The 26,049-nt window shown below is 71.5% G+C and carries 24 protein-coding genes; 19 read left to right on the top strand and 5 right to left on the bottom strand.

Annotation, left to right across the window (positions count from 1 at the left end; all coding sequences use genetic code 11):
* Position 1 precedes the first annotated feature (1 nt).
* Positions 2–1,069, top strand: coding sequence for a DUF2855 family protein (locus FB453_RS04415; RefSeq protein WP_145787647.1), 1,068 nt, complete (start codon positions 2–4; stop codon positions 1,067–1,069).
* Positions 1,070–1,075: 6 nt separating this feature from the next.
* Here FB453_RS04415 and FB453_RS04410 read toward each other — a convergent pair whose 3' ends face one another.
* Together FB453_RS04410 and FB453_RS04405 are read right to left on the bottom strand one after the other, a co-directional pair.
* A complete protein-coding gene (locus tag FB453_RS04410; protein WP_145787644.1) occupies positions 1,076–1,882 on the bottom strand; it encodes a SigB/SigF/SigG family RNA polymerase sigma factor in 807 nt (268 codons plus the stop codon).
* Between the two features lie 229 nt (positions 1,883–2,111).
* Positions 2,112–2,297 carry a hypothetical protein gene (locus FB453_RS04405; protein ID WP_145787642.1) on the bottom strand — a complete coding sequence of 62 codons (186 nt, stop codon included), beginning with the start codon at positions 2,295–2,297 and terminating at the stop codon, positions 2,112–2,114.
* Positions 2,298–2,617: 320 nt separating this feature from the next.
* On the opposite strand from FB453_RS04405, the gene FB453_RS04400 reads away from it, so the two are divergent.
* From FB453_RS04400 to FB453_RS04390, 3 genes are read left to right on the top strand one after another with little or no spacing between them, the layout of a single operon-like run.
* Positions 2,618–4,498: a sigma-70 family RNA polymerase sigma factor gene (locus FB453_RS04400; RefSeq protein ID WP_145787640.1), complete on the top strand. Its 1,881-nt coding sequence runs from the start codon at positions 2,618–2,620 to the stop codon at positions 4,496–4,498.
* A gap of 14 nt (positions 4,499–4,512) precedes the next feature.
* Positions 4,513–5,175, top strand: a complete 663-nt coding sequence (locus FB453_RS04395) for a DUF305 domain-containing protein (protein ID WP_486480146.1) — start codon at positions 4,513–4,515, stop codon at positions 5,173–5,175.
* A 24-nt stretch (positions 5,176–5,199) separates the two neighbouring features.
* Positions 5,200–5,898, top strand: coding sequence for a hypothetical protein (locus FB453_RS04390; RefSeq protein ID WP_145787639.1), 699 nt, complete (start codon positions 5,200–5,202; stop codon positions 5,896–5,898).
* 22 nt (positions 5,899–5,920) lie between these two features.
* Here FB453_RS04390 and FB453_RS04385 read toward each other — a convergent pair whose 3' ends face one another.
* Complete coding sequence (locus FB453_RS04385; protein ID WP_145787637.1) at positions 5,921–6,481, bottom strand: GNAT family N-acetyltransferase; 561 nt, start codon at positions 6,479–6,481, stop codon at positions 5,921–5,923.
* An 81-nt stretch (positions 6,482–6,562) separates the two neighbouring features.
* On the opposite strand from FB453_RS04385, the gene FB453_RS04380 reads away from it, so the two are divergent.
* The 12 genes from FB453_RS04380 (at position 6,563) to FB453_RS04325 (ending at position 21,046) form a co-directional block, all read left to right on the top strand.
* A complete protein-coding gene (locus FB453_RS04380) occupies positions 6,563–7,273 on the top strand; it encodes a siderophore-interacting protein (RefSeq protein ID WP_145787635.1) in 711 nt (236 codons plus the stop codon).
* The gene (locus tag FB453_RS04375; RefSeq protein WP_145787632.1) at positions 7,270–8,541 is read left to right on the top strand and encodes an MFS transporter; all 1,272 of its coding nucleotides are present in this window, start codon (positions 7,270–7,272) and stop codon (positions 8,539–8,541) included. The genes FB453_RS04380 and FB453_RS04375 overlap by 4 nt, the downstream gene beginning before the upstream one ends.
* Positions 8,538–10,037, top strand: coding sequence for an MFS transporter (locus FB453_RS04370; protein WP_145787630.1), 1,500 nt, complete (start codon positions 8,538–8,540; stop codon positions 10,035–10,037). Before FB453_RS04375 ends, FB453_RS04370 begins: the two co-directional genes overlap by 4 nt.
* 50 nt (positions 10,038–10,087) lie before the next feature.
* Positions 10,088–11,257 carry an ATP-grasp domain-containing protein gene (locus tag FB453_RS04365; protein ID WP_145787883.1) on the top strand — a complete coding sequence of 390 codons (1,170 nt, stop codon included), beginning with the start codon at positions 10,088–10,090 and terminating at the stop codon, positions 11,255–11,257.
* Positions 11,254–12,882 carry an IucA/IucC family siderophore biosynthesis protein gene (locus FB453_RS04360; RefSeq protein WP_145787628.1) on the top strand — a complete coding sequence of 543 codons (1,629 nt, stop codon included), beginning with the start codon at positions 11,254–11,256 and terminating at the stop codon, positions 12,880–12,882. Before FB453_RS04365 ends, FB453_RS04360 begins: the two co-directional genes overlap by 4 nt.
* Complete coding sequence (locus FB453_RS04355) at positions 12,879–14,477, top strand: IucA/IucC family protein (RefSeq protein WP_145787626.1); 1,599 nt, start codon at positions 12,879–12,881, stop codon at positions 14,475–14,477. The genes FB453_RS04360 and FB453_RS04355 overlap by 4 nt, the downstream gene beginning before the upstream one ends.
* Positions 14,474–15,619, top strand: coding sequence for an alanine racemase (locus FB453_RS04350; RefSeq protein WP_145787623.1), 1,146 nt, complete (start codon positions 14,474–14,476; stop codon positions 15,617–15,619). The genes FB453_RS04355 and FB453_RS04350 overlap by 4 nt, the downstream gene beginning before the upstream one ends.
* A 211-nt stretch (positions 15,620–15,830) precedes the next feature.
* On the top strand, positions 15,831–17,135 hold the full coding sequence (locus tag FB453_RS04345) for a cellulose binding domain-containing protein (protein ID WP_145787621.1): 1,305 nt from the start codon (positions 15,831–15,833) through the stop codon (positions 17,133–17,135).
* 284 nt (positions 17,136–17,419) lie between these two features.
* Complete coding sequence (locus tag FB453_RS04340; protein WP_145787619.1) at positions 17,420–18,427, top strand: helix-turn-helix domain-containing protein; 1,008 nt, start codon at positions 17,420–17,422, stop codon at positions 18,425–18,427.
* 161 nt (positions 18,428–18,588) lie between these two features.
* Positions 18,589–19,707, top strand: a complete 1,119-nt coding sequence (locus FB453_RS04335) for a baeRF2 domain-containing protein (protein ID WP_145787617.1) — start codon at positions 18,589–18,591, stop codon at positions 19,705–19,707.
* Positions 19,708–19,949: 242 nt separating this feature from the next.
* Complete coding sequence (locus tag FB453_RS04330) at positions 19,950–20,444, top strand: STAS domain-containing protein (protein WP_145787615.1); 495 nt, start codon at positions 19,950–19,952, stop codon at positions 20,442–20,444.
* An 86-nt stretch (positions 20,445–20,530) separates the two neighbouring features.
* On the top strand, positions 20,531–21,046 hold the full coding sequence (locus tag FB453_RS04325) for an STAS domain-containing protein (RefSeq protein WP_186718034.1): 516 nt from the start codon (positions 20,531–20,533) through the stop codon (positions 21,044–21,046).
* Between the two features lie 329 nt (positions 21,047–21,375).
* Here FB453_RS04325 and FB453_RS04320 read toward each other — a convergent pair whose 3' ends face one another.
* On the bottom strand, positions 21,376–21,810 hold the full coding sequence (locus FB453_RS04320; RefSeq protein WP_145787611.1) for an SRPBCC family protein: 435 nt from the start codon (positions 21,808–21,810) through the stop codon (positions 21,376–21,378).
* 19 nt (positions 21,811–21,829) lie between these two features.
* The gene (locus FB453_RS04315; protein WP_145787609.1) at positions 21,830–23,293 is read right to left on the bottom strand and encodes a multicopper oxidase domain-containing protein; all 1,464 of its coding nucleotides are present in this window, start codon (positions 23,291–23,293) and stop codon (positions 21,830–21,832) included.
* Between the two features lie 332 nt (positions 23,294–23,625).
* Here FB453_RS04315 and FB453_RS04310 point away from each other — a divergent pair, with 332 nt between their 5' ends.
* From FB453_RS04310 to FB453_RS04300, 3 genes are all read left to right on the top strand, one after another.
* The gene (locus FB453_RS04310) at positions 23,626–24,702 is read left to right on the top strand and encodes a histidine kinase (RefSeq protein WP_145787607.1); all 1,077 of its coding nucleotides are present in this window, start codon (positions 23,626–23,628) and stop codon (positions 24,700–24,702) included.
* Positions 24,699–25,376, top strand: a complete 678-nt coding sequence (locus FB453_RS04305; protein WP_225855431.1) for a response regulator — start codon at positions 24,699–24,701, stop codon at positions 25,374–25,376. The genes FB453_RS04310 and FB453_RS04305 overlap by 4 nt, the downstream gene beginning before the upstream one ends.
* Before the next feature lie 65 nt (positions 25,377–25,441).
* On the top strand, positions 25,442–26,008 hold the full coding sequence (locus FB453_RS04300) for a PadR family transcriptional regulator (protein ID WP_112603699.1): 567 nt from the start codon (positions 25,442–25,444) through the stop codon (positions 26,006–26,008).
* The last annotated feature ends 41 nt before the right edge of the window (positions 26,009–26,049 follow it).

Genomic DNA, 26,049 nt, shown 5'->3' with positions numbered 1-26,049 from the left:
CATGGCTGACTCATGGACCTTCGCCGTGGCGCGTGACGACCTCGGGCGGACCACGCTCGTCGATGGCTCCACCCCCGCCCTGGCCGACGGCGAGGCGCTGCTGCACGTGGACCGTGTCGGCCTCACCGCCAACAACGTGACCTACGCGGTGCTCGGCGACTCGATGCGGTACTGGCAGTTCTTTCCGCCGGCGGCTCAGGGCCTCGGGCCGCAGTGGGGCCTGCCGCCGCTCTGGGGCTTCGCCGAGGTGGTCGCCTCGGCGGTGGCCGGCGTCGAGGTGGGGCAACGAATCTACGGCTACCTTCCGCCCGCCGGTCACCTCGTGGTGCGGCCGGACCGGGTGGACGCGTCCGGGTTCCGCGAGGCTAGCCCGCACCGCTCCGAGCTGCCGTCGCCGTACAACGCGTACCGGTCGACCGCCGGCGACCCGGCATACCAGCGCGACCAGGAGGATCTGCTGATCCTGTTCCGTCCGCTGTTCTTCACCTCGTTCATGCTGGCCGACCAGGTCGTCGACAACGACTTCTACGGTGCCGAGGCGCTGCTGGTGTCGTCCGCGTCGAGCAAGACCGCGTACGCCGCCGCGTTCGAGCTGCACCGGCGCGGGCCGCGCCTGGTCGGTCTCACCTCACCGGGCAACCTGGCGTTCACCCGGTCGCTCGGCTGCTACGACGAGGTCGTGTCGTACGACGACATCGACACTCTCGACGTGGTCCCGACCGTCTACCTCGACCTGTCCGGCGCGCCCTCGACCCGTGCCGCAGTGCGTCGGCGTCTCGGCGACCGGCTGGTCCGGGACATCGCGGTCGGGCTCACCAACCAGACGCCGAACGCCGACGCCGCGGAGGAGGTGTTCTTCGCGCCGGTGCAGATGCGCAAGCGCAGCCACGACTGGGGCCGCGACGGCCTCGACCAGCGGTTCACCGAGGCCTGGCAACGCTTCGCCGCCGTGGTGAGCGGGTGGCTCGACGTTCGGGTGGGTGCCGGGCCGACGGCGCTGCAACACGCGTGGCTCGACGTTCTCGCCGGTCGTACGCCGCCACGGGTGGGCCACGTCATCCAACTCTGAGCGGGCTCAGGCGGCGATGTCCGGGCTGAGCTGGTGACGCAGCGCGGCCAGCGAGCGGGTGATCAGCCGGGACACGTGCATTTGTGAGACGCCGATCCGGTCGGCGATCTGGGCCTGGGTCAGGTTGCCGTGGAAGCGCAGGCTCAGGATCTGGCGCTCGCGCGCCGGCAGCGTGGCGAGGGCCGGACCGAGGGCGACGCGGATCTCGACGAGGTCGAACGCGCGGTCGTCGTCGCCGAGGGTGTCCCCGAGCTCGCGGCTGCCGTCAGCCCCGGTCGGGGTGGACAGCGACGTGGCCCGGTAGGCGCGCGCACCTTCCAGCCCTTCCAGGACGGTCTCCTCGGTCACGTCGAGGTAGGACGCGATGTCGGCGACGGTCGGCGAGCGGCCGAGGTTCTGAGTGAGGGCGCTGTTCGCCGCGCTGATCGACAGGCGCAGCTCCTGGAGGCGGCGGGGTACGCGCACCGCCCAGGTGCGATCCCGGAAGTACCGCTTGATCTCGCCGATGATTGTGGGAATGGCGTACCCGCTGAAGTCGACACCTCGGTCGTGGTCGAAGTTGTCCACGGCCTTGATGAGCCCGACGAAGGCGGTCTGGGCCAGGTCGTCGTCGGGTGCGCCGCGCCCGCCGTAGCGGCGCGCCAGGTGCCGGGCGAGCGGCAGCCACGCCTCGATGGCGCGGTCCCGCACTGCCGGGCGGCGAGGATCGTCCGCCGCTGTCGCCGCCAGGGCGGCGAGGAGGTCATCCGGGCTCTGCTCGCTGCTCCGCTGATCGATGCCGGCGCTGGTGGCGTTGTCGACGATGGTGGCCATGTGGGTGGTCCTTCCCGCAGGCCCGTCGATCGAGTCGACCGGAAGAGTCTCCGAACCGGCTGCCGCCGGGGCGCACGTACGGGCGAAGGTGCGCTGTCGCAAGGCCACGAGCACGGGCCTCGCCACCGCGTCATGTCGTTCACTTGATGACCCGGACACTACCCGAAAGACCGACGAATTTCTAGCCGAAAGTATGAGGCTAGGCGTTTAGGGAGGGAGCGGGCGGGGATCAGCCGCGCTGGTCCGAGGCGTCGACAGTGGTCGCGGACGGCTGGGCCGGCTCCACCGCGAACGGGTGGCGCAGTTGCCGCATGGCCTCCTCGCTGCTGTCGAAGGTCACCGCCGGTCCGTCCAGCACATCACCGTGCGGCGTGGCGAGGAACAGGGCGGGTCGACCGTTGTCGTTCGATGTCATGCAGGGATCCTGTCTCTACGAAAGGGGTGCGTCTGGGGCCTCGGCACGTCGGCCGTGCGACCTGGTGACGCTTCGGCGCACACGCTGGCGCCCGAATGCTGGTGTCCTGTGCACGGGCGAGCGCCCGGCGACACCGACACCCCGCACCATACCCGGCGCCGCCACCACATATGCGCCGCCGACCGACCCGTCTCGCTTGTGGCGAACCGGCCGCCCGGGAATTCTGTAATCCCATCCGCTGCCGCGAGTCTCCGATCTTGAGGGCGGTCAGCACACCCAGCGTGGGCGCCGCGCGGATGAGCACCAAAGGAGTGAGACCCATGCCGTCAGCCGGTCGAGCACTGCCCGATGTCGGGTTGGTCGTCGCGGCCCGGCAGGGCGACCAGCGCGCTCTCGACGACGTCGTCGCGGCCTCGCTTCCGCTGGTCTACAACATCGTCGGGCGTGCGCTGCGCGGGCACGCCGACGTCGACGACGTGGTCCAGGAGACGTTGGTACGGGTGATCCGGTACCTGCCCGCGCTCAACGACCCGGCGGCATACCGGTCCTGGCTGGTGGCGATCGCCATCCGCCAGGTGCGTGACTGGGAGACGCGCCGCCGCGTCGCGCTCAACCGCGATGCCGGGCTGGACGCGATCCACAACGTGCCCGACCCGGCCTCCGACTTCGCGGGGATGACCATCCTCCGGCTCGGCCTCACCGACCAACGACGCGAGGTCGCCGAGGCGACCCGCTGGCTCGACCCGGACGACCAGGAACTGCTCTCCCTGTGGTGGCTGGAGGAGACCGGCGAGATCACCCGAAACGAGGTCGCCGACGCGCTCGGGTTGTCACCCGGGCACGTCGCGGTGCGGATCCACCGGATGAAGGAGCAGATCCAGAGCGCCCGTGGCGTCGTACGCGCGCTCCGCGCCCGCCCCGGCTGCCCGGACCTGGGCGCCGTGACCGCCGAGTGGGACGGCACGCCCAGCTCGCTGTGGCGCAAGCGACTGGCTCGACACGTCCGCGACTGCGCGTTCTGTGGACGGCTGGGCACCACCCTCCTGCCGATCGATCGGCTGCTCGCCGGTATGCCGTTGCTGCCGCTGCCGGCGGGTCTGGGCGCCCACCTGCCGAGCGCGACCGCCCCGGCAGCCGCCCAGGCCGTCGCGCCGTCTGGCCCGACGGCCGGACCCGCCGCCGGGCCGACCCCACAGGGCGCGGTGCCCGCCGATGCGGGCGGCGGCCCGAGCGTCGTCGACCTCGCGGTGAACAGGCCCCGTGGACTCGTGCCGTCCCTCGCCGCCGGTGTGGCCGCCGCCGTCCTTGCCATCACCATGGCGGTGGTGATCCTGCCGGACGATCCGTCCGCGCCCTCGTGGGCGGCGCCGCCGTCTGCCGCGCCCACCGCCGTCGCCACCCCGAGCGTCGCGCCCTCGCCGAGCGCACGCCCCTCGTCGAAAGCTCCGGTCGCGCCGGCGGTCAGCTCCACCCGCAAGGGCGTCGGGGTGTGGAACTTCGCCGGGGCGAGTCAGGCGTTGGCGAACTCCAAGGCCGGCTGGTACTACACCTGGGGCACCCAGCACCCGGGGATCAGCACGCCGCGCGGTGCGACGTTCGTGCCGATGATCCGCAGCGCGGAGAACGTCACCGCCGCGGAGCTGGCTCGGGCCAAGGCCGCCGGGCCGCACCTGCTCACCTTCAACGAGCCGGACATGCCCGAGCAGGCGAACATGACAGTCGAGCAGGCGTTGGACCTGTGGCCGCAGCTGATGGCGACGGGCAGCAAACTGGGCAGCCCGGCGGTGGCCTGGGGCGGGCCGGACCCGCAGGGTTGGCTGGACAGGTTCATGTCCGGCGCCCAGGCCCGCGGCCACCGGGTGGACTTCATCACGCTGCACTGGTTCGGCGCCGACTTCACGACCGCCACCGCGGTGGCCCAACTCCGGCAGTACCTCCAGGCCGTCTACCAGCGGTACCGCAAGCCGATCTGGCTGACCGAGTTCGCGCTGATCCGCTTCGCCGGTGGCGGTTCGCAGTTTCCCAGTCAGCACCAGCAGGCGGCCTTCCTCACGGCGGCCACCGCCATGCTCGGCCAGCTCCCCTACCTGCAGCGCTACGCCTGGTTCGGGCTACCCGCCACGGACAAGGACCGGTCCGGGTTGTTCAGCGACGGGACCGAGGCGACAGTGGTCGGCCGCGCGTTCCAAGCCGCCCGCTGAGCACCGGCGATCGGATGGACGAGCAGATCATGGTGGAGCGCCGAGGGCTTCGCGTACGGGCCGGGCGGCTGGTCGGCGTCGTCGCGACACTGGTCGCCACGGCGGTGGCCGTCGGGCTCAGTCAGGGCTGGGGCCGCACCAACCAGGCACCAGCAGCGTCGTCGGCGGCAGCGTCGTCGGCCGCTGCGGTGCCGATCGCGCCGGTGGTGCTCAACGGCACCGACGACGCCTTCATCCAACTGCTGATCCCGATGAACGAGGGCGCGCTCGCGCTGATCGACCAGCTCGACACCCGCCCGGCGGATCCGTCGCTGCGGGCACTCCTCGGCGAGGTCCGGAAGGCCCATCAGGCGGAGTTGCGGGACCTGCGTGGACTCCTGGCAGCGGGCAACGTGCCGGAGCTGAACATCCACGAGGGGCATCAGATGCCCGGCATGGTCACCGAGGCCAGCCTCGCCGAGCTGCGTGCCGCTTCCGACGCGGAGGTGTCGTCCCGGGCGGCTGGGCTGATCCGGGCGCACCTCGCGCAGACAGTGGTGCTGTGCCGGGGCGAGCAGACCGCCGGGGGAAGCCCGGAGCTGAAGGCACTCGCCGGCCGGATCCAGCAGGCGCGGGCTGCCGAGCTTCACTCGCTGGACAACCGGCCCGGTGCGCCCACCGCCGCACCGGGCGGCTGAGCATGCGGCCCAGAGGACCGGCCGATGCGGACGTCTGACCTGCACGCCGACGTCCTCCCTCCGTCCCGGTCGTCCCGTCCCGCCCACTGTGCCGTCACGTCGGACGCCGTCCGCCCGGTGCGGCGCGCGACGCACCGGACCCGCAGCGCGCCACCGCCCGACGCGGTCGCCCCGGTGCCGGCGGCAGGTTGGCGCGGTGGCCACCGTCGCGCCGCCGGCCGGGCCGCCATCGTCGCGTCCGTTTCGACGGTCAGCCTCGGATGGCTGCTCGCGATCCTGGTCGCGCCACACGTCACCCTCTCTCCGGGTGCGCGGATGGTCGCCCTCTTCTGCCACCTGACCTGCCTCGTGGTGGGCTTCGGCGCGGTGCTGACGGTGGACTGGTTCAGCCTCCGCTGGCTGCTGCGCCGCGAACCGCTCGGCACCGTCCTGACCGCCGCCCGCGGCGCACACCTGCTCATCTGGCTGGGCCTGGTGGGTCTGCTCGCCAGCGGGGCCGCCCTCGGGCCGGACACGTCGTCCGGGCTGGTCTGGGTCAAGTTGCTCGCGGTGCTGGTGGTCGGCATCAACGGGTTGTTCCTCGGCCGGGTCCGGGATCGACTCGTGGCCGTGCAGGGCCGCCCACCCTGGTCCGCCCTGCTGCCCGCTGTCGCCGCCGCCACGATCTCGCAGCTCACGTGGTGGACCGCTACCCTCGTCGGCTTCTGGAACGCCAACGGCTGACGGTCGCCGGCCGCGTTGGTGGTCAGGCCGGCGTCGGGTGCCTCTCCGCGAATCGGGCGCGGGTCAGGAACGCGAGTTGGGCCCGCTTGTCCGGCATGTCGATCTCGGAGTCGAAGGTGAAGCCCTCGATCTCCAGTCGGCGTAGGGCAAGGTGGTTGCGGACGTCCGGCTCCACCACGATCCGCTGCGCGGTCGGGTCGCGGAACAGGAAGCGCGCGACGGCCGGGCCGGCGGCGTTGGTGAGGCTGCGGGCGAGGCGTCGGTCGGGGCTGAGCAGCAGGTGCATCCCCACGTCGCCGGGCTGGACGGGGTAGCGCTCGCCGACCGGGTCCGCCTCGGGCTGATAGCTCTGGAAGAGGCCGACCGGCTCACCATCGACAGTGATCAGGTACGCGTGATGCGTGGGCAGGCTGTCCACAAAGGCGTAGATCTCGCGTACCTCTTCGAGGGTGTGCGAACCCATGCCCCAGAAGGAGTTGCGGGGGAGGATCACCCAGCCGTGCAGGAGCGCGGCGTCCCGGTCGGGGTCCACGGTCACCAACGACAGCTCGCCGAGACCGGCGATCTTCTCCTGGTACGTCATCGGGCGCTGTCCTCTGTTCCATCCGGGGCGCAACTTAGGTTAACCTCCCCTAACCAAGGATGACCTTACCTGGAGGGGTGCGTGAAACGGAACTGGGAGGCCCTGGTCCTCAAGGCCATGGGAGGGCGGGACTTTCAGCTGACCGTCCTGAGCACCGAGTCGATCGACGGGCACTACCAGCGGCTCCTCCTGGACGGGGGCGGCCTGCTGGAGACGTGCGGGGTGCACCCCACGATGTGGATCCGGCTGTGGTTCGACAACGACGGCCGGGCCCACCAGCGCGCTTACACGCTGGTCGACCCCGACCCGACCAGCGGCCGATTCACCCTCGAATTCGCCATCCACGACGGGTGTGCGGCCCGGTGGGCCACCACGGCCGAGGTCGGCGACACCATCAGCGCGACAGTGCAGGGCAGTGCGTTCGAGCTACCCGACCCCGCGCCCGAGCACCTCTACCTGGTCGGCGACGCGGCCTCCCTGCCCGCGGTGAACAGCCTGCTCGACGCCGGTGCCGACATCCCGGCGACGGTCTGGCTGGAGTACGCCCACGAGGGCGAGAAGGCGCTCGCGTTGCGGGCCCGGGCGCACCACGACGTCACCTGGGTGCCACGGCGCGACGAGGGTCAGCACCTCGTCGACACGGTCTGCGCGGCAGTGCCGACCACCGGCGCGGGCCACTACTGGGTGGCCTGCGAGGCGGCCACCACCCGGGGCATCACCCGACACCTCCGCAAGACGCTGGGCGTCGACAAGGACCGGTTGACCTCCCTCGGCTACTGGAAAGCGGCATGAAGGGCCGGCTCGGCACCCTCACCGCGCTGTACGTCACTCAGTACCTCGGCGTCGGCTTCATCACCGTCGGGCTCACCGCCATCCTGCGCGACGGTGGCACCTCGCTGGACACGCTGGCGCTGTTGCAGATCGTCGGCCTGATCTGGCCCATCAAGTTCCTCTGGGCGCCGATTCTCGACCGGTACGGCTCACGGCACCGCGGCCACTACCGCTCCTGGCTGCTCGTGCTCCAGACCGCTCTGGTGCTCGCCCTGCTGGCGCTGCTGCCGTTCGCCAGCCCGGCCGACGCGCTCGGCCCGATCATCGCGATCTGCGCCGCGTACGTGTTCTTCTCGGCCACCCAGGATATCGCCGTGGACGCCGTCGCGGTCCGGATGCTGGCCGACTCGGCCCGGGGCACCGGCAACGGCATCCAGGTCGCCGCGAGCTACCTCGGCAACCTGCTCGGCGGTGGCGCCTGCGTTCTGGTCTACGACCAGTTCGGCTGGGTGCCGGCGATCGGCCTGCTGGCCGCGATGACGGCGGTCGGCCTGCTGGTGGTGTGGCGGTTCCGGGAGCCTCCCCGTACCGATCGGGTGGAACGGGTCGGCGCCGCCTACCGGGCGTTGCTGTCGGTGTTCGGCCAGCCAGGCTGCCGGTGGTGGACCTTCGGTGTGGTGCCGCTCGTCTACGTCGGCGCGGGCATGGCGTACGCCCTGGTCACCCCGGCGCTGGTCGACGCCGGGTGGTCGTTGGGTCGGATCGGCGTCGTCACCGGCGTGGTGACCAGCGCCCCGGCCATCGTGGCGGGCCTGGTCGCGGGGCTCGGGATCGGGCGGTTCGGGCGCGGCGGGGTGCTCGTGGTCGGCGGCGTGGCGCTCACTGTGTCGACGTTGCTGCTGCTGCCGCTGATGAACGGCAGCGCTCCGCTGGGCGGGACGGTCGCCGCGCTCTGCTGCTTCATGGTGGCCTACACCATCGCCAACGTCGTGCTCTACACGGTCAACATGGACTACTCCCGGCCCGACACCGGCGGCACCGACTTCACAGTGCTGTCGTCGTTCGGCCTGGTCTGCTCGTTCGTGGCGGCGTCCATCGGTCTCGCGGCGGCCGACCGAGTCGGCTATCCGGCGGTTGCGGTCGCGGCCATCGTGCTGGTGGTCGCCGGGGTCGCACTCGGCCTCTTTCACCAGCGGCGATTCCCGCACCGGCCCGGCCCCGCCGTCGGCCCGACCGCCGAGCAGCCCACCGAGCAGCCCGCAGTGGACGGCGTCAAGGCGGTGGCGTGACCACCGTCCAGCCGGCCACCGACATCGCGACATCAGCACGACTGCCACAGAGATGGCTCATCCTGGCCGTGCTGTGCGTCGCGCAACTGGTAGTGGTGTTGGACAACACCGTGCTGACCGTGGCGGTGCCGGTGCTCACCACCGAGTTGGGTGCCAGCACAGCCGAGGTGCAGTGGATGATCAACGCGTACGCGTTGGTGCTGTCCGGGTTGCTGCTCACCGCCGGTAGCGCCGCCGACCGGTACGGCCGCCGCCGGATGCTGCTCGCCGGCCTGGTCCTGTTCGGGGTCGGCTCGCTGGCCGCCGGTCTGGCCAGCACCAGCGGGCAGTTGATCGCCGCGCGGGCCGGGATGGGCGTTGGTGGTGCGTTGCTGGTCACCGCGACACTCGCGGTGGCAATGCAGGTCTTCGACGCCGCCGAGCGGTCCCGGGCGATCGGCATCTGGGCCGCCACCAGCGCGTTGGGCTTCGCCATCGGGCCACCGATCGGCGGCACGATCCTCGCGCATCTGCCGTGGGGCGCGATCTTCCTGATGAACGTGCCGATCGTGCTGGTCTGCCTGCTCGTCGGCCGCGCGCTGGTTCCCGAGTCCCGCGGGCCGGCCGGCGGCCGACTCGACGTGCTCGGCGCCGTGCTCTCCACCGCCGGCCTGACCGCGGTCGTCTGGGCGATCATCTCCGGGCCGGAGCGCGGGTGGGCGTCGACCGAGGTGATCGGCGCGGCGGCCGCCGGCGTACTCCTGCTCGGGATCTTCGTGCGGTGGGAACGACGGATCGCGCACCCGATGCTGGACATGCGCTTCTTCCGGGACCGGCGCTTCGTCGGTGCGATCTCCGGCGTCGTGCTGATCACGTTCGGCGCCACCGGCGCGCTGTTCCTGCTCACCCAGCACCTCCAGTTCGTCCGGGGTTACCCCGCCTGGGAGGCCGGTCTGCGGATGGCGCCCTTCGCGCTGTCCATCGTGCTGCTCAACGTCAGCGGCGTCGTCGCGAGTGTGATCCGTCGGCTCGGCCTGGCGGCCGCCATCGCCGTCGGCATGACGCTGCTCGCGGCCGGACTCGCGCTGGTCACCCTCTTCCCGTCCGACGGGTACGGGGTGCTGCTGGTCGGGTTGCTCGTCATGGGTGTCGGTTGCGCGTTGGCCAATCCGGCCATCGTCGAGGCGGTGATGAGCGCGATCCCGGCGGCGAAGGCCGGCGCGGGCGCGGGGGTCGACGGCACCATGACGGAGGTCGGCAGCAGCCTCGGCATCGCGGTGCTGGGTGCCGTGCTGAACGCCCGGTTCGCGGCCCTGCTGCCGGCGGCCCTGGCCGGTGCCGGGTCGTTTCCGGCGGCTCTCGCCGCCGCCGGTGAAGGGGCCGAACGAGAGGCCGTGACGGTCGCCTTCGCCTCGGCGCTGGAGACGGGCCAGTTGGTGGGTGCGGCTGCGGTGTTGATCGGTGGCCTGGTTGCCGCCGGCTTGCTGCACCGGGCAGATCGCATCAAAACCGTCTAATAAGGGTAGGCTACCCTAATAGTCACATCGTGGTAGTCGACGGAGGCGGTATGCGGCTCTACCTGACCGCGCTCAACCCCACCGACGCAGTCCTGGACGGGTTCCTCCCGGCGGCGGCGTCGCTCGGGCTGTCGGCGACCGTGCTGACCGACCGGCCAGCCGAGTGGCCGGCAGACGTGCGGGTGGCGCCCTGCCCGGTCCGCGACCCGGCCGCGGTGGTCGCGGCGGCGGCACCCACCCGAGCGGTGGCGCTACTGTCCAACAGCGACCATCTCCAGGAGGCCACCGCGATCGCCGCCCGAAAGCTCGGCCTGCCCGGCAAGGACCCGGACGCCGCCCGTCTCTGCAAGGACAAGGCCGGGGCCCGCCGGGCGATCGCCGCTGCGGGCCTCGATCTGGTACGCACCGTCACCGTCGACCCCGGCGCCCCGCCGGACGTGCCGACCGGGATGTTCCCGGCGGTGGTCAAACCCCGCGAGGGGGTGGCCAGTGAGGACGCGTACCTGGTGGCCGACCACGCCGAGCTGGTCGCCCGGGTCGCCGAGATCCGTGGTCGGCGGCCGGACGTGGCACTGGTGGTCGAGGAGTACCTCGCCGGCGAGCTGCGGACCTTCGAGACCCTCGGCGACGGCACCAAGCTGGCCTCCCTCGGCGGGTGGCACACCGGCCTCGGTCCGCCGCCGACCTTCACCGAGGAGAGCCTCGCCTGGTCGCCCCCGGCGGAGCAGGCGCGCACCCAACTGCGGGCGCGGCTCGACGCGCTCGGGGTCGGCTTCGGCGCCTGCCACACCGAGTACGTCGTCTCCGACGGCAGGGTTCGGCTGATCGAGGTGAACTACCGCCTCATCGGCGACCGGATGGACTTGATCCTCGCCGAACTGCTCGGTGTGCCGTTGTTCGAGTACGTCATCCGGCTACACCTCGGCGAGCCGCTGACCGCCCTCGCCCTGCCCGACACGGTCGACCGCTACGCCCGGGTCGAGTACGTCTGCGCGGACCGGACCGGCCGTCTCGTCGCCGCGCCGGGCCCACTCGACACCGTCCACGGCGACGTCCGGCTGGGCTGCCGTCCGCTGCGCGAGGTGGGCCGCGCCGCCGAGCGCACCGGCACGAACCGTGACTACCTCGCCGTGCTGCACGGGATCGGTCCCGACGAGACCACCGTGCGGCAGTCGCTGGCCGCCCTCCGCAGCGACCTCCAGTGGACCATCGCCGAGTGAGCGACGACTGCGAGCGGGAGGTTTTCGCCCGGGTGCTCGACGCTCTGCTGCGCGAGAATCACCTCGGTTTGCACAGCGCCGGCCGAGCGGACGGACCCGACTGGTGGCAGGTGCCACACCCCGCTGGTCTACTGCGCATTCCGGTCCGGGCGGACGGGTTCCAGCAGGCCCTGCGCAGCGCCGCGCCGATGGTGCTGCTGGTGACCCGCGCCGGCGACGTGCGGCGTACGGAGACGCTGGACGGACTGTTGACGTTGTTCGCCCCGCGCGACAACGCCGAGGCCGAGGCCGGCTGGCGGGACTTCGGCGTCGAGTGCCACGCCGACCTGCGGGCCCGGCGGCTCGCCGCCCGCAACCGGGCACGGGTGCTCACCGAGGTGGAGGCCGAACGCGCGCACACCCCGACCGGCCTGCCGGCGGCGCTCCTGGACGACGTGCTCGCCGCCCACCACGGCCACCCCGTTTACCCCACCGACCGCTGCCGGCACGGTCTGCGCGACGACGAACTGCTCCGATACGCCCCGGAGCACGCCCCACGTTTCGCACTGCGCTGGTACGCCGCCCCGGCCGACGACGTCCGACTCGCGGGCGAGCTGCCAGGGTGGTGGCCGCGCGCACCGCGACCGGGTCAGCTGCTGCTGCCAGCCCATCCGATCACAGTGGCCCGCGACGCGCTCACGGTGGTCGACCTGCCGGTGACCCCGGTGCGCCCCACCCTCTCCATGCGGACGGTGGCGCTTGGCCACGACCCGTACCTGCATCTCAAGCTGCCGCTGCCGACCGCGAGTCTCGGCGCCCGCAACCGCCGCACGCTGCAAGCGGGCTCGCTCGCCGACGGCGCGGCCGTCGCCGCGCTGCTCGACCGGATCGCCGCCGCCGAACCCAGCTTCGCCGGTCGGATCCGGCACACCGACGAGAGCACCTGGGCGCACGTCGACGGCGACGAGCGGCGCGGTTTCCTGCTGCGCCGATTTCCACGCGACCTGGCCGGAGTCCAGGTGGTGCCGGTCGCGGCCCTCGCCGCAGCCGACCCGGTGGCGGGCACGGTGCTCGAACGGATCAGCCCGCAGCGGCCCGTCGCGCTGCTGGAGTCCTACCTGGACCTGCTGCTCGACTGGCACGTCTTTCTCTGGCTACGCCACGGGATCGCCCTGGAGGCGCACCCGCAGAACATCCACCTGCTGGTGCACCCGGACGGCACTGTCGGCCTGCTCTACAAGGACAACGACGGCGCCCGGCTCGACAGGCGACACGACGGCCCGAACGGTCTCGCCCTGTACGACGACCGGATGTGGGCGCGCGACCCGCACGAGTTGGCCGACGTGTTCATCACCATCACCCTGCACCTGGCCGCGGCCGCGCCCCTGATCGCCCTGGCAGCCCGGGGACTGCCCGTGCCGACACCCGCCGAGGCGCTGGTGCCCCGGCTCGGCGCCGCCCGCGACCGGTGGGGCGACGGACCGGCGGCGCGGACCTTCACCGATCGGGTCCTGCACGCTACCCAGTTGCCGATCAAGGCAATGCTCACCGCCGGCACCCTGCTGCCCAAACAGCGGCTGGGCTGCGCCGACATCAACAAGTACTACCTTCGCACCGGCCCGAACTACCTCCGGGAGACACAATGACGAGCGCGCAGTTGCGCTCCCGGCCGGCCACCGACACCGGTCAGCGCGCCGACCTGGCCGCCGCCCACGCCGTCTTCGGCTGCCTGCTGCGCGAGCTGGCCCCGCCGGACGGGACCCCGGCCGTGGTCGATGGCACCGTCCGGCTGCTGCTGCGGCACCTCGACGTCACAGTGCGCTGCGAGGTCGCGCGAGCCTCGCCGCTCGGCGCGCACCGCTACAGCGGCCCGGTCCAACGCACTACCGGCGGCGGACGGTGGGAAGACCTGGACGCGGACGGCTTGGCCGACCTGGTCGCGGCGGAGCTCACCACCCGTACCGGCTTGGTCAACCACGAGTTCGCCGAGCAGGTCCGGGCCAGCCGGGACACAGTGGCCCGGCTGCTGGCCGACCGACCGGCCGAGGATCCGACGCCCACCGGTGAGCCGGCCATCGACGCGTACGTCGACTCCGAGCAGTCGCTGGTCTTCGGCCACCCGCACCACCCCACCCCGAAGTGGCGCAGCGGTGACCCGGACAGCTGGCGGGCGTACGCGCCCGAGCTGCGCACCGCGTTCCGGCTGCACTGGCTGGCCGTACCGGACGACCTGATCGCCGACGCCGGGCCGTTCGATCCGCTGGTGGCGGCGCTCGACCCGCCACGGCCCCCGCGCGGGCACCGCGTCCTGCCGGTGCACCCCTGGCAGCTGTCGCTGATCCCGCCCACCCACCCACTGCTGCGCGACCTGGGGGCGGCCGGTGTGCCGGTACGACCCACGGCGAGCGTCCGTACCCTCTACGCCCCCGAGGCCGACCTGTTCGTGAAGACCAGCCTGCACGTGCGGATCACCAACTGCCTGCGCAAGAACGCCCGCTACGAACTCACCGGAGCGGTGGCGCTGACCGACCTGCTGGCCCGGGTGCCGCTGCCGGACGGGGTGGGGCTGCTCGCGGAGCCCGCCTACCGCACTGTTGACGTCCCCGGCCCGGACGAGGCGTACGGGACGATCCTGCGCGGCGGTCTGCGCCCGCATCTGCGTCCCGGCGACACGCCGGTGCTGGCGGCGGCGCTGGCCGCAACGCCGCTGGTGACATCGGATCCGGTGGCCTGGTGGCGCGCGTACGTCGGCCTGCTGGTGCCGGCGGTGCTGCGCAGCTGGCTCGGCCACGGCGTCGTGCACGAGGCGCACCTGCAGAACGTGGTCGTCGTGCTCGACCGGGATCACCGTCCGGTACGCATGCTGCTGCGCGACCTGGAGGGGGTGAAGCTGGACGCCGGTCGGTGGGGCACCTGGCCGGACGGCGTCCCGGCGCAGGTCCGATACGGTCCCCGGGCCGCCCACCGCCGGATCGTCTACTGCCTGTTCGTCAACCACCTTGGTGGGATCAGCGGGGCTCTCGCCGACGCGCGGCCGGGAATCGAACTGCGGCTGTGGCAGGAGTTGCGCACCGTCGTCGAGGCGGTGGCCGCCGACCTCGGTGAGCCAGCGGAGCTGCGCGCGCTGCTGACCGGGAAGCCGCTGCTGGCGAAGGCGAACCTGCTGGTCCGGTGGCGGCGCGACGCCGACCGGGCCGCACCGTTCGTGCCGGTGCCGAACCCGATGGGTGGGCCACGATGACCCGACCGGTCTACGTCCACGACCTCGACGCGCTGGCCAGGCAGGCCCGAGCCATCCGGGCGGCGCTGCCCCGGCCGGTCGAGCTGCTCTACGCGGTCAAGGCCAACCCTGATCCCGGTGTGCTGCGAACCCTCGCCCCGATCGTCGACGGGTTCGAGGCCGCCAGCCGGGGCGAGCTGCGCAGGCTTGCCGAGGTGCTGCCGGGACGGGCGCCGGCCGCGTACGCCGGGCCGGGCAAGACCGATGCGGACCTCGCCGCCGCTCTCGCCGCCGGGGTGCACCGCATCCACGTCGAGTCACCCAGCGAACTGGCGCGACTCGGCGCGCTGGCCACCGCGGCCGGCCGGTCGGCCCAGGTGCTGCTGCGGGTGAACCTGCCGGTCGACGCGCCGGGCGCCAGCCTGGTCATGGGCGGTGGACCCAGCCCGTTCGGCATGGACCCGGCCGACGCGGTCGCGTGCGCCCGCCGCCCGCCCGCCGGCATCGACGTACGCGGAATCCACGCCCATCTGGCCAGCGGACTGGACGCACCGCTCGCCGCGACGGTCGCCGCCGCCGTGGTCGGCTGGGCGACGGCCGAGGTCGACGCCGCCGAGGTCGACGTCGGCGGCGGCATGACCGTCGACTACACCGACCCGGACGCGCGGTTCGACTGGGAGGGCTACGGCCAGGCCCTGGCGGACGTCCTCGACAGGCACCCGGGCGTGCGGCTGCGCATCGAGCCGGGCCGGTCGGTCACCGCCTACTGCGGGGCGTACCTCACCGAGGTCGTCGACGTGAAGCGCTCCTACGGCGAGTGGTTCGTGGTGGTGGCCGGTGGGACGCACCACCTGCGGACTCCGGCGGCGAAGGGGCACGCGCAGCCGTTCACAGTGCACCCGCGGCCGGGTGTCGGCGGCTCCCGCACCGACGGCGGGCCGGTCACAGTGGTCGGGCAACTCTGCACCCCGAAGGACGTGCTGTCTCGGTCGGCCACCGCTGGGCCGATCGGCGTGGGCGACGTGCTGGCCTTCGCCATGGCCGGGGCGTACGCCTGGAACATCAGCCACCGTGATTTCCTGCTGCACGAGCCCCCGCATTTTCGCACCGGTGACCTGCACAAAGTGGCCGCCGAGTGGGCGGCGCGACCGTTCGGAGGGTGAGCCCGGGAGCCTCGATCGGCTCGGTGTGTTATCGATAACATGCTATCTTTCACCCGGGAGTGAAGGGCACGCTCCCGGTCACCCGAGCCAGTCGGCGAAGACGCGCCGAGGGGCCCGCCCCTCCCGCCACCTTCCCGGTCGGTGACCAGTCCGGGCCCCCGTCGATGCCTGGCGACCACGGTTGGTCGCCGAACGGCAAGGAGCCCAAGCAATGCTCAGACGTAGGTTCTTCCTCCCATCCATCGCGGCCGCGGCGCTTCTCCTCGCGGCCACCACCGGCGGCGCGTTGAGCGGCGGCTTCGGTGCGACGGCGGTGGCCGCCACCAATGGCACCCTCGCGGCGACCGCCGGCTGCGGCAAGGCCCCCACACTCGCCAGCGGGACGCGGACGATTCAGAGCAGCGGCCAGAGTCGTACGTACAACCTGCGGATCCCGGACGGATACGACCGGAACCGCCCCTACCGGCTGATCTTCGGCTTCCACTGGTTGAACGGCTCGGCCAACAACGTCACGTCGGCCGGCTACTACGGGCTCCAGCCGCTGTCGAACAACAGCACGATCTTCGTTGCTCCACAGGGTCTCAACGCCGGCTGGGCCAACACCAACGGTCGGGACCTGACCCTCTTCGACGACATCTCCCGGCAGATCGAGAACGACCTCTGCGTCGACACCACCCAGCGCTTCGCCCTGGGCTGGAGCTACGGCGGGGCCATGAGTTACGCGGTGGCCTGCGCCCGGCCCACTGTCATCCGCGCGGTCAGCGTCCTCTCCGGTGCCAACCTCAGCGGATGCAACGGGGGTACGCAGCCGGTCGCCTACTTCGGCATCCACGGCATCTACGACAGCGTGCTGAACATCTCCCAGGGTCGGCAACTGCGCGACACGTTCGTGCGAAACAACGGCTGCACCGCGCAGAGCCCGCGTGAGCCGAGCCGGGGCAGCCTCACCCACATCACCACCGCCTACTCGGGATGCCGGGCCGGCTACCCGGTGCAGTGGGCGGCGTTCGACGGGGACCACACCCCCAGTCCGGTCGACGGGTCGGGCAGCCCCAACGACTCGCGGACCTGGACCTCGGGGGAGATCTGGAGGTTCTTCAGCCAGTTCGAGTCGACCACGCCTCCGACGACCCCGCCGCCGACCGACCCGCCGCCGACCACCCCGCCGCCGACCGACCCGCCGCCGACCACGCCGCCGCCGACCGGGGAGCCCGGCACCTGCACTGCCACCTACCGGACGATCAACACCTGGCCCGGCGGCTTCCAGGCTGAGGTGACAGTGGCCAACAGCTCCACCGCGCCCCTGAACGGCTGGACGGTGGGCCTGACCCTGGCCAGTGGTCAGGCCATCAGCAGTCTCTGGAGCGGCACCAACACGGGCACCACCGGCAGCGTCACCGTCAAGAACGCCGCCTACAACGGCACGGTTGGTCCGAACGCCTCGACCACCTTCGGTTTCACTGCCACGGGCAACGGTGCCACCACACCCAGCAGCGTCACCTGCACCAGCCCCTGAGCTCGGCGGAAGGAGGGCCCGGAGCCAGTTGGTTCCGGGCCCTCGACCTCAGGGGCAGGCGGGACGGCACTGCCGCCCAACCGGTCGTCGCACGGACGGGTCCCACCGCCCGACTGCTTGACCGGTGGGACCTGCGGGGCCTTTGCCCGTGACAGGGGTTGACCTTGCGCCCTGCATAGCGCCGACGCCAGACCGGGTGCCAACCGAGCGCCGCGCCGTTGCGCGACGCGTGAAGAACCTGCGTACCGTGGACAGGCAACACGGATACGCGAACGGCGGCGATCATGGTGGCGGATGGCAACAACATGGGGTCGAAGGCTGGTGCAGACGGCCCCGGCAGTCACTGGCAGCGGTACGAGACCGTCGACGCCGACGAGGCGCAGGCGTTCATCCGGGGTGCCTTCATCGACGTCGACGCGCGCTTCGCCCCGGTCGGCCCGGGGGGCGTGGGGCTCCGCAGCGTCAGCACGAGCCTGGCCGACGTCGGGATCGTCCGAATGCAGCTCCCCGCCCGCACCTGGATCAGGACCCGACCGGAACGCGACCTCAACGTCGTCTACGTGATCGGCGGGCAATACACCATCGCTGAGGGCAAGACCGTCGACCGGCCCCGGCGCGGCGACGTCTCCCTGACCCTGCCGGACCTCCCGCAGGAGAGCGACAGTGTCGAACTCGACATCCTGACCGTGCGGCTGCCCCGCAAGCTGGTCGAGGAGGTGGCCCAGGCCGAGGCGAGCATCGACGTCGCCGATCTGCGCTTCGACGCCTCCCGCCCGGTGTCGACAGCGATGGCGCGGCACTGGGCGCAGACGTTGCGCTACGTCACCCAGGGTGTGCTCGCCGATCCGGCGACGGCTGCCAACCCGCTCCTCGCCGGGCAGGCCCGCCAGTTGCTCGCCACCGCGGCCCTGGCCACCTTCCCGAACACCGCGCTGGGCGGGGACCTTCGCCCGCCGGGTGACGTCACTCCGGCGTCACTGCGCCGGGCGATGGCGTACGCGGACGAGCACGCCGCCAGCGTCATCACCATCGCCGACCTGGCCGAGGCAGCCGGCGTACGCCCCCGGGCCCTCCAGTACGCCTTCCGCCGCTACCGGGACACCACCCCGCTGGGGTACGCCCGCCAAGTACGGCTGGAACGCGCCCACCGCGACCTGCAGGCCGCCGACCCGACCACCGGCACCACCGTCGCGGCCATCGCCGCCCGTTGGGGATTCGCCAACCCGGGGCGGTTCAGCACCGACTACCGCGCCGCCTACGGCCGCAGCCCGCACCAGACCCTGCGCACCTGAGCCGGCGGCGCCAATCTCGTGCAGGTCGAGGTCGCTGCGGGTGATCTCCTCGAGGGTGGACCGGAACGCGTCGACGAGCTGGTGGGGCAGGTGCCGGACAGGACGTGACGGTCGGCGATGTCGGGGTAGGAGGTGGGTCAGGAACGACGAAAGGTGCTGTCATGAACCTGCGTTTTCTACGCCCCCTGTTCGACCAGCCTGGCCCGTGGGCGTCGGTCTACCTGGACGCCTCGCGCTCCGGCGAGAACGCCGAGCACGAGGTGGAGCTGCGCTGGCGGGCCCTGCGGGAGGACCTGGCCGGCCAGGGCGCCGACCCGGCGACCCTGGACGCACTCGACGGGGCGCTGCGCGACCAGCCCGTCCAGCCCGGCCGGTACGGGTTGGCCCTGTTCGCCCGCGCGGGGCAGGTCGCCCTGGTCGAGCCGTTGACCGCGCCGCCGCCGAGCGACGAGGCGTACCACGGTCCGCTGCCGCACGTCATGCCGCTGCTCGCCCAGCGCGGCGAGGAGATCGCCCACGTCCGTGTGCTCGCCGACCGTACCGGCGGCGACCTCGACGCGGTCACCGCCGACGGCACGCCGAGACAACGCACCGTCGAGGGCGGTGAGACCTTTCCGCTGCGCAAGGTGCAGGCCGGCGGCTGGTCGCAGCGGCGCTACCAGCAGTCGGCCGAGGTCTCCTGGGATCGCAACGCCGGTGACGTGGCCGCTGCCACAGTGGATCTGGCGGAGTCAATCGGGGCCGAGGTGATCGTGGTCGGCGGGGACGTCCGGGCCGCACAGCTGTTCGTGGAGCGGCTGCCCGTCCGGTGGCGCGACCGTACGGTACGCACCGACGCCGGCTCTCGGCACGCCGGCGCGGACAACGCCGCCCTCGACGACGTGACCGTCCAGGCCATCGCCGAGGTGGCCGACCGACACACCCGCGAAACCATCGACCGCTACCAGGCCCAGGCCGGGGACGGCAACGCGCCGACCGGGCTGGTCGAGGTCGTGGCGGGTCTGCAGCGGGGGCAGGTCGACACCGTGCTGCTGGTCCACGACGCCTCCTCCACCGACACGCTCTGGATCGGCACGGACGACGCCGCTCTCGTCGCCGCCGACGAGGAGACCCTGCGCGCCCTCGGCGTGCAGAACCCCCAACGGGTACGCGCCGATGCCGCACTGCTGCGTGCCATCGCCGGCACCGACGCCGAACTGGTTCTCGTCGGGCCCGAGGACGCGTCGTTGGAGCACGGCATCGGTGCCGTCCTGCGCTACGCCGACTCCAGCGCCCCCTGATCCGGCGCCCCGCGGCTAGGTCGCCGGGTGCGGCGCGTCACCCGGCGAACCGGCGGTTCCCTGTGCCCTACTCACCCGTCGCCGGTCCACACCCGACTGCCGTACCAGGGAGTTCGCCCATGATCCAGATGCGGACCCCATCCGGGTGGGATAGCGTCGTTACCGGGTCAAGACATGCGCCCGGGTCCTCCTCGTAGGCGAGAAGCCGATCGAGGACCGCCACCGAGCGTCTCGGAGGTGTCATGTCCACCCGTGCCACTGCTGTGCAACCCCGCGTCGCCCTCGGCGACCCCATCATGTCCCTGGCCCTGACCAGCGACGGGCCTGCCAAGCGGATCACCGTCCGCGGCGAGATCGACACCAGCAATGCCCACCTGCTCATCGAGTTGGTGGAACACGTGGTCGACCAGCGACCGTCCTGCCTCGTCCTGGATCTGGCGGACGTGGTCTTCCTCGGTGCGTACGCGGTCGGCGCGTTGCTTCAGGCCAAGCGCGCGACCGCCGACGTCGGCGTCCCGCTGGTGCTGGAGAATCCCTCCCACCGCGTCCGCTACATCCTCGCGGTGACCGGCGCCGGCGCGGAGTTCGAGCTGCCGCCGCCCGACGACCAGCCCGGCCGGAACGGCGTCAACGGACGCGCGGTGGCCCATCTGCACGCGCTCCACGATGGCGCTGATGGCCCCGCCCCACTTGACCTGTGGCGGGCCACCGCTACGTGCCCGGCGGCCGGGTCGTGATTGACAATCCGTCGTTCCGCCACCGCCGATCCCGGGCATCGACTGCGGCCATGGCCCCTGCTCAGATCCCGGGCCGGGCGCCGGCCATGTCACTGACGCTCCACGGCCTGCCGCAGCACGACGGGCGGGCGACACTCGTCGCTGCCGGTGGCGAGATCGACATGAGCAACGCACACCTCCTCGTCGCGTTCGTGGCCTTGGCCGCCGGGCCCCGACCGACCCGGGTGGTGCTGGACCTGTCGCAGGTCACCTTCTTCGGCACCGACGGCATCCGGGCCCTTGAATCGGCCGACGACATGCTCACCCGGGCCGGTACCCGACTCACGATGAGCAACCCGGCAGGCTGCGTCCGATTCGTCCTGGCGGTGACCGGCCTCAGCGAACGTTTCGCCGTCATCGAGGTCGCGCGGCCCGGCCCGGCCGAGCCGGTGACGTCGCACTGGCCCGACGGCGACCCGGGCCATCCCGCCGGACCGCGCCGCAACGAACGGGCGAGCCACTGCCCGGGTCGGCACCGGTCCGGGCTCGACCGACCATCGGGCCAGTGCCACCGACCCCGCTCTCCAGGTACGAACCCTCGGGACGGCGACCGGTCCTTGTAGCGCATGAAGGGGCACTGGCGGGTGCCCATCTGCTGGCCCCTTGGCGATGAGGTGCCGTACTCCCAGCCGCAGCCCCGCACCAGCCACTGCGCACCTGACCTCGCCGGCGATCCGCGCCGCAGCCTGAACCAGCCCGCTCTCCGCCGACGAGACCCCGGTCCCGCCGGTCACTTCACCCTGGCCACCAAGATCAACGGGAGTTACACGGAGACTCCTGAACCGCGTCTCGCAGGTTCGAAACCCTGCCGGGGGAACCTCGCACGAGGCCTTGACCAGCGGCGAGCTGGTCAAGGCCTCGATACTCATCTGCGCCGTGGGTCGCCCCGCGACTAGCTTTCGCCCTCGAGCAGGTCGCGGAGGGCGTCGAGGGCGGCGATCTCCTCCTCGAACGTCTTGCCGACGACCGGGCCGAGGAAGCGCGACAGCCCGCTCGGCTGCCACGCCAGCTTCAGCGTGAGTCGGGTCCCGCCGCCGTCGGCCGGGGTGAGGGTGTATTCGCCCTGGGTGCGTACCACGCTGCCGGTTGCCTGGAACGCCAGACGTCGACCCGGCTCGAACTCGGTCACCTCGTAATCGGCCGGGATGCGGCTCCCACCGGGGCCCTTGAGTCCCTGTTTGTAGCGAGCGCCGACCCCCTCGCCGGAGACGCGCGCGACGTCGAGCACGTTGGGACGCCAGCGCGCGTCGTTCTCGCCACGGGCGAGAAAGGCGAAGACGACCTCAGGAGTCCGTCCGATCTGCACAGTCTTCTCTGCCGAGGGCACAAGAAACCTTTCTCAGGGGTCAGGGAATGATCTTCATCTGTGCCATCATCCCACTCGCGGAATGGTCAATCATGTGGCAATGGTAGACATATCGGCCAAGATACGGTCCGAATGTCGCCTGGAGTCGGACCGTCTCGCCCGGCCCCACCGAGATGGTGTCCTTCACCCCGGCCTCGCCCGGCGCCGGCGGCTGACCGTTGCGGGCCAGCACCCGGAACTGGACCAGGTGGGGGTGGAAGTTGTGCGGGATGCCGAAGAGCGTGTCGCCGTTCGTCACCGTCCACACCTCGGTCGTGTTGCGTTTGATCTCGGTGTCGACCCGTTCGGCATCGAACTGCTGCCCGTTGATGAGGAACTGGCCGGTTGCCGGGTTGAAGTTGAGCGTGAACGCCCGCTCCTTCGTGGCTGCAGGGAGCGCGGGGATGGTGCTCAGCCGGTCGGGCACCCGGCTGGTGTCGGCGGCGGCTCGGTTGACGTCGAAGCGCAGCACCGGCCCGGCCACCGCATCGTCGAGGAAGACCTGGCTGCCGACCGGGAACGCGCCGAAGTCGACGACGATCTCGACCCGCTCGCCGGGCGTCAGGCTCCACGAGCGGATCGGCGTCGGCCCGGCGAGCAGCCCGCCGTCACTCGCGATCTGGGCGACCTCGGCGTCGTTGCCGAGCCGCAGGGTGAACGTGCGGAGGTTGGACGCGTTGACGAAGCGCAGCCGGTACTTGCGGGCGGCCACCGGGAAGTAGGGCTGCGGCTTGCCGTTGACGAGGATCGTGTTGCGGAACTGGAAGTCGTCGTGTTCGAAGATCAGGCTCGCGTCGTCGGCGAACCGCGCGTCGCGCAGCATGATCGGGATGTCGTGGTTGCCGGTGGGCAACCGAAGTTCGGCCTGGGCTGGATCGTCGATCAGGAAGAAGCCGGCGAGCCCGCGGAACACGTGCTCGGCCTCCATGTGATGGGCGTGGTCGTGGTACCAGAGCGTGGCCGCCCGCTGCTTGTTGGGATAGCTGTAGATCCGGCTCTTCCCCGGGTCCAGCACGTCGGTCGGAAACCCGTCGCTGCTCGACGGCGTATGGCCTCCATGCACGTGCACAGCGGTCGGCATGTCGAGGTGGTTGCTGTGGGCAATGACCGCGAGCCGGCCCGTCTTGACCCGGAACGTCGGGCCGGGAAACAGCCCGTCATAGGTCAACACTTCGGTACGCGTCCCGGGCAGGATCTCCACTTGAGCCTTACGGGTGGAAACGACGTAGAAGTCGGTGTTGGCTACCGAGGCGATGGGCTGCTGCACGGGCGGTATCGGCATCCGGACAGCGAACGGGGCGGTGACGGCCGCGACGTGTGCCGTCTTGCCGTGGCCGGCGTGGGTGCCGTGCGCCGGCGTCGCGGACGGGGTGGAACCGCGGGCCGCTGCCGCCGCGGTGGTCGTGACCAGCGCGGCTGCTCCCGCGGTGGCACCGGCCTTCATGACGTTGCGTCTGCTCACCATTGGTCGCTCCACTCCTGGTGGTCGAGGTCTCGGGTGAACTGTCAGGGAGGTCCCTCGACGCGCCGTCGAAAACTGGTCGCGGCCAAATGTGGATTTCACCTTAAGTTTTGGTGTGACTACCAAAAGCTAAGCTTCGATGCTTCCAACGACGAGCGGTGAGACCGTAGACTCGTGCGAGTAGTCGGCCGTGACAACTCATAGAAGGCCGATCCGATCTGAGTGCTTTGTCGCCCACGACGGGGGGAGTCGGCGACACGGCGGGCAGCGGCGCTGGGGAGAGCCGTTCGTGCCCGCACCTGGGGAGCAATAGGGCACACACCGGGGGATCCGCAATGGTTGTTGGAAACGATGCGCTGCGGAGGACCGCTGCCGAGGTTCTCGAACGCAGGCATCAACCGATTCTTGCCGCCTACCGTCAGCGTCTTGCCGCTGCGAGTGACGATTTCGAAGGGGCCGCTGACCTGATCGACAGCTACGCCGCGCAGGCCGATGTCCTGCTCCGGGAGACGATGGCCGAGATTCGCCGTGGGGCGACCGAGCCGCTGTCGGCACCGCCGCCGGCGGCGTCCACCGAGGACGTCGAGCTTCACCCACGCGAGTGCTTTCGCGCGGTCGTCGCGCTGGCCGACATCGTGCTGGCCGACGCGCTGGAGCAGTTGGTCGGCCAGCCCGACCAGGGCGCGATCCTGGCGCTGGTCGCCGACGCGCTCACCCGTACGACACTCACCCGGCTGGTCGACGCGAGTTCGCGCTATGCCGCCGGCCTGATGAACGAGGTCCACCAGGCGCAGATCGCCGAGCGTTCGTTGATCGCGCGCGAGCTGCACGACCGGCTGGGCCACAGCCTCAGCGCGGCGTACCGCAACCTGGAGGCCCACGAGCTCGCCCAGGAACGACGCCACGACGACGTGGACCGCCGGGTGGTCATCGCCCGGGAGTCGCTCCACGACGCGGTCGGCTATCTGCGTGTGCTCATCGCCGACCTTCGGCTCTCTCAGCCGCTCGGGTCACTCGACGAGGCGCTGGCCAACTTCCTGTCGACGGTCGAGACGGGCGAGACACGTCTGCACACCGAGATCAACGGCGACGAGTCGTGGGTGCCGCCCGAGGTGCTCGACGAGGTGTTCCTGGTCGTCCGCGAGGCGCTGCGCAACGCGGTGGCCCACGCCGGCGCTCGGGTGATCCATGCGGTCATCGACATCACCCCGCACGAGCTGCGGGCGACCGTCACCGACGACGGGGTGGGCTTCGACTTCGCGACGGTGCGCGACGGCTCCGGCCTGCGCGCGATGGCTGAGCGCGCGGCCGTCGTCGGCGGTCGCCTCGCGGTGCGCGCGGCGGGCCACCAGGGCTCTTCGGTCGAGCTCGTCGTGCCGCTGCTCGCCGTCGGGGCGGGGGCCGGCCGGTGACCGTCACGATGATCGAGCCGACCCGCATCGTGCTGGTCGACGACCACGTCGTGGTGCGCGACGGCCTCCGGGAGATCCTCGACGCCCAGCGCGACCTCGTGGTCGTCGGCGAGGCCGGCGACAGCGGCGCCGCTGTCAACGAGATCCGAATCCGCCAGCCCGACATCGTGCTGCTCGACGTGCAGATCCCCGGCGACGGGGTGACCACCACGGTCCGTCGGATCCGTGACGTCGCGCCGGCGAGCCGGGTCATCATCCTCAGCATGTTCGACGGCCCGACGCTGTTGCGTGAGTTGTTGACCCTTGGCATCTGCGGCTACCTGCTGAAGAACTCGACGCGCCAGGAGTTGGTGGCGGCGATCCGCAGCGCCCGCGCCGATGACGCGCCGGTGATGCTGGCGGTGTCGCGGGAGAGCCTGACCCAGGTGCAGGGGCCGGTGCACAGCACGCTGTCGGACCGTGAGCGCGAGGTCCTGCAGTTGGTCGGTCAGGCGATGAGCAACGCTCAGATCGCCGGTCGGCTCTGCCTGTCGGAGGCGACGGTCAAGCGCCACCTGCGCAACATCTTCGCCAAACTCGGTGCGGTGTCCCGGATCGACGCGGTCAACAGGGCCATCGCGGCTTCGCTGATCGTCCTGCCGAGGCTCTGCGTCGACCCGACGTTTCACGGATAGCAGGCCGCTCAAGGATTGCTCTGGGTAACTTGCCCGCAAACGGGCACTCGTGTTGGACTAATGCCGTGAATAGCACTCGCCTGTTCGTACTTGGAGCGCTCGCGCGCGGGGGCCCCATGCATGGGCACCAGATCCGCCGGGCGGCCCAGGTCGACCGTACCGAGCTGTGGAGCGACGTCAAGCCGGGGTCGCTCTACGGCGCGCTGCACCGGATGCAGGTCGAGGGCGTCATCGAGGCGGTCCGGACCGAGCAGGAGGGCAACCGGCCCGCCCGCACGATCTACGCGCTCACCTCGGCCGGCGCGGCGGAGCTGATCGACCACCGCGACGAGGCACTGCGCGACACCAAGCTCCGTCACGATCCGGTCGACCTGGCCCTGCAGAACGTGATCGACCTCGGAGAGGACGCGCTGCGCGCGATCATCGTGGCGCGCCGGAAAGCCCTCGCCGAGCAGCTCGACGCGTGGCTCGCGCTCCGAGAGCTGGCGGCACCGCACATCCGTGGTCTGGAGTGGACGACCTTCCGTCATACCGAGCTCCGACTCCGTACCGAGCTCGCCTGGCACGACGAGCTGCTCGACCAGTTGCCCAAGCTGATGGCCAACCAACCGACCTCGATGACGACCTCCTGACGGTGCCAGCCCCGGCCCCGGTGGCATCTCCGGGGCCGGGG

The organism is Micromonospora sp. CNZ322 (genome assembly GCF_007827755.1).
Note: the sequence above shows the minus strand (reverse complement) of the source record. Positions and strands in the feature narration are given on the sequence as shown.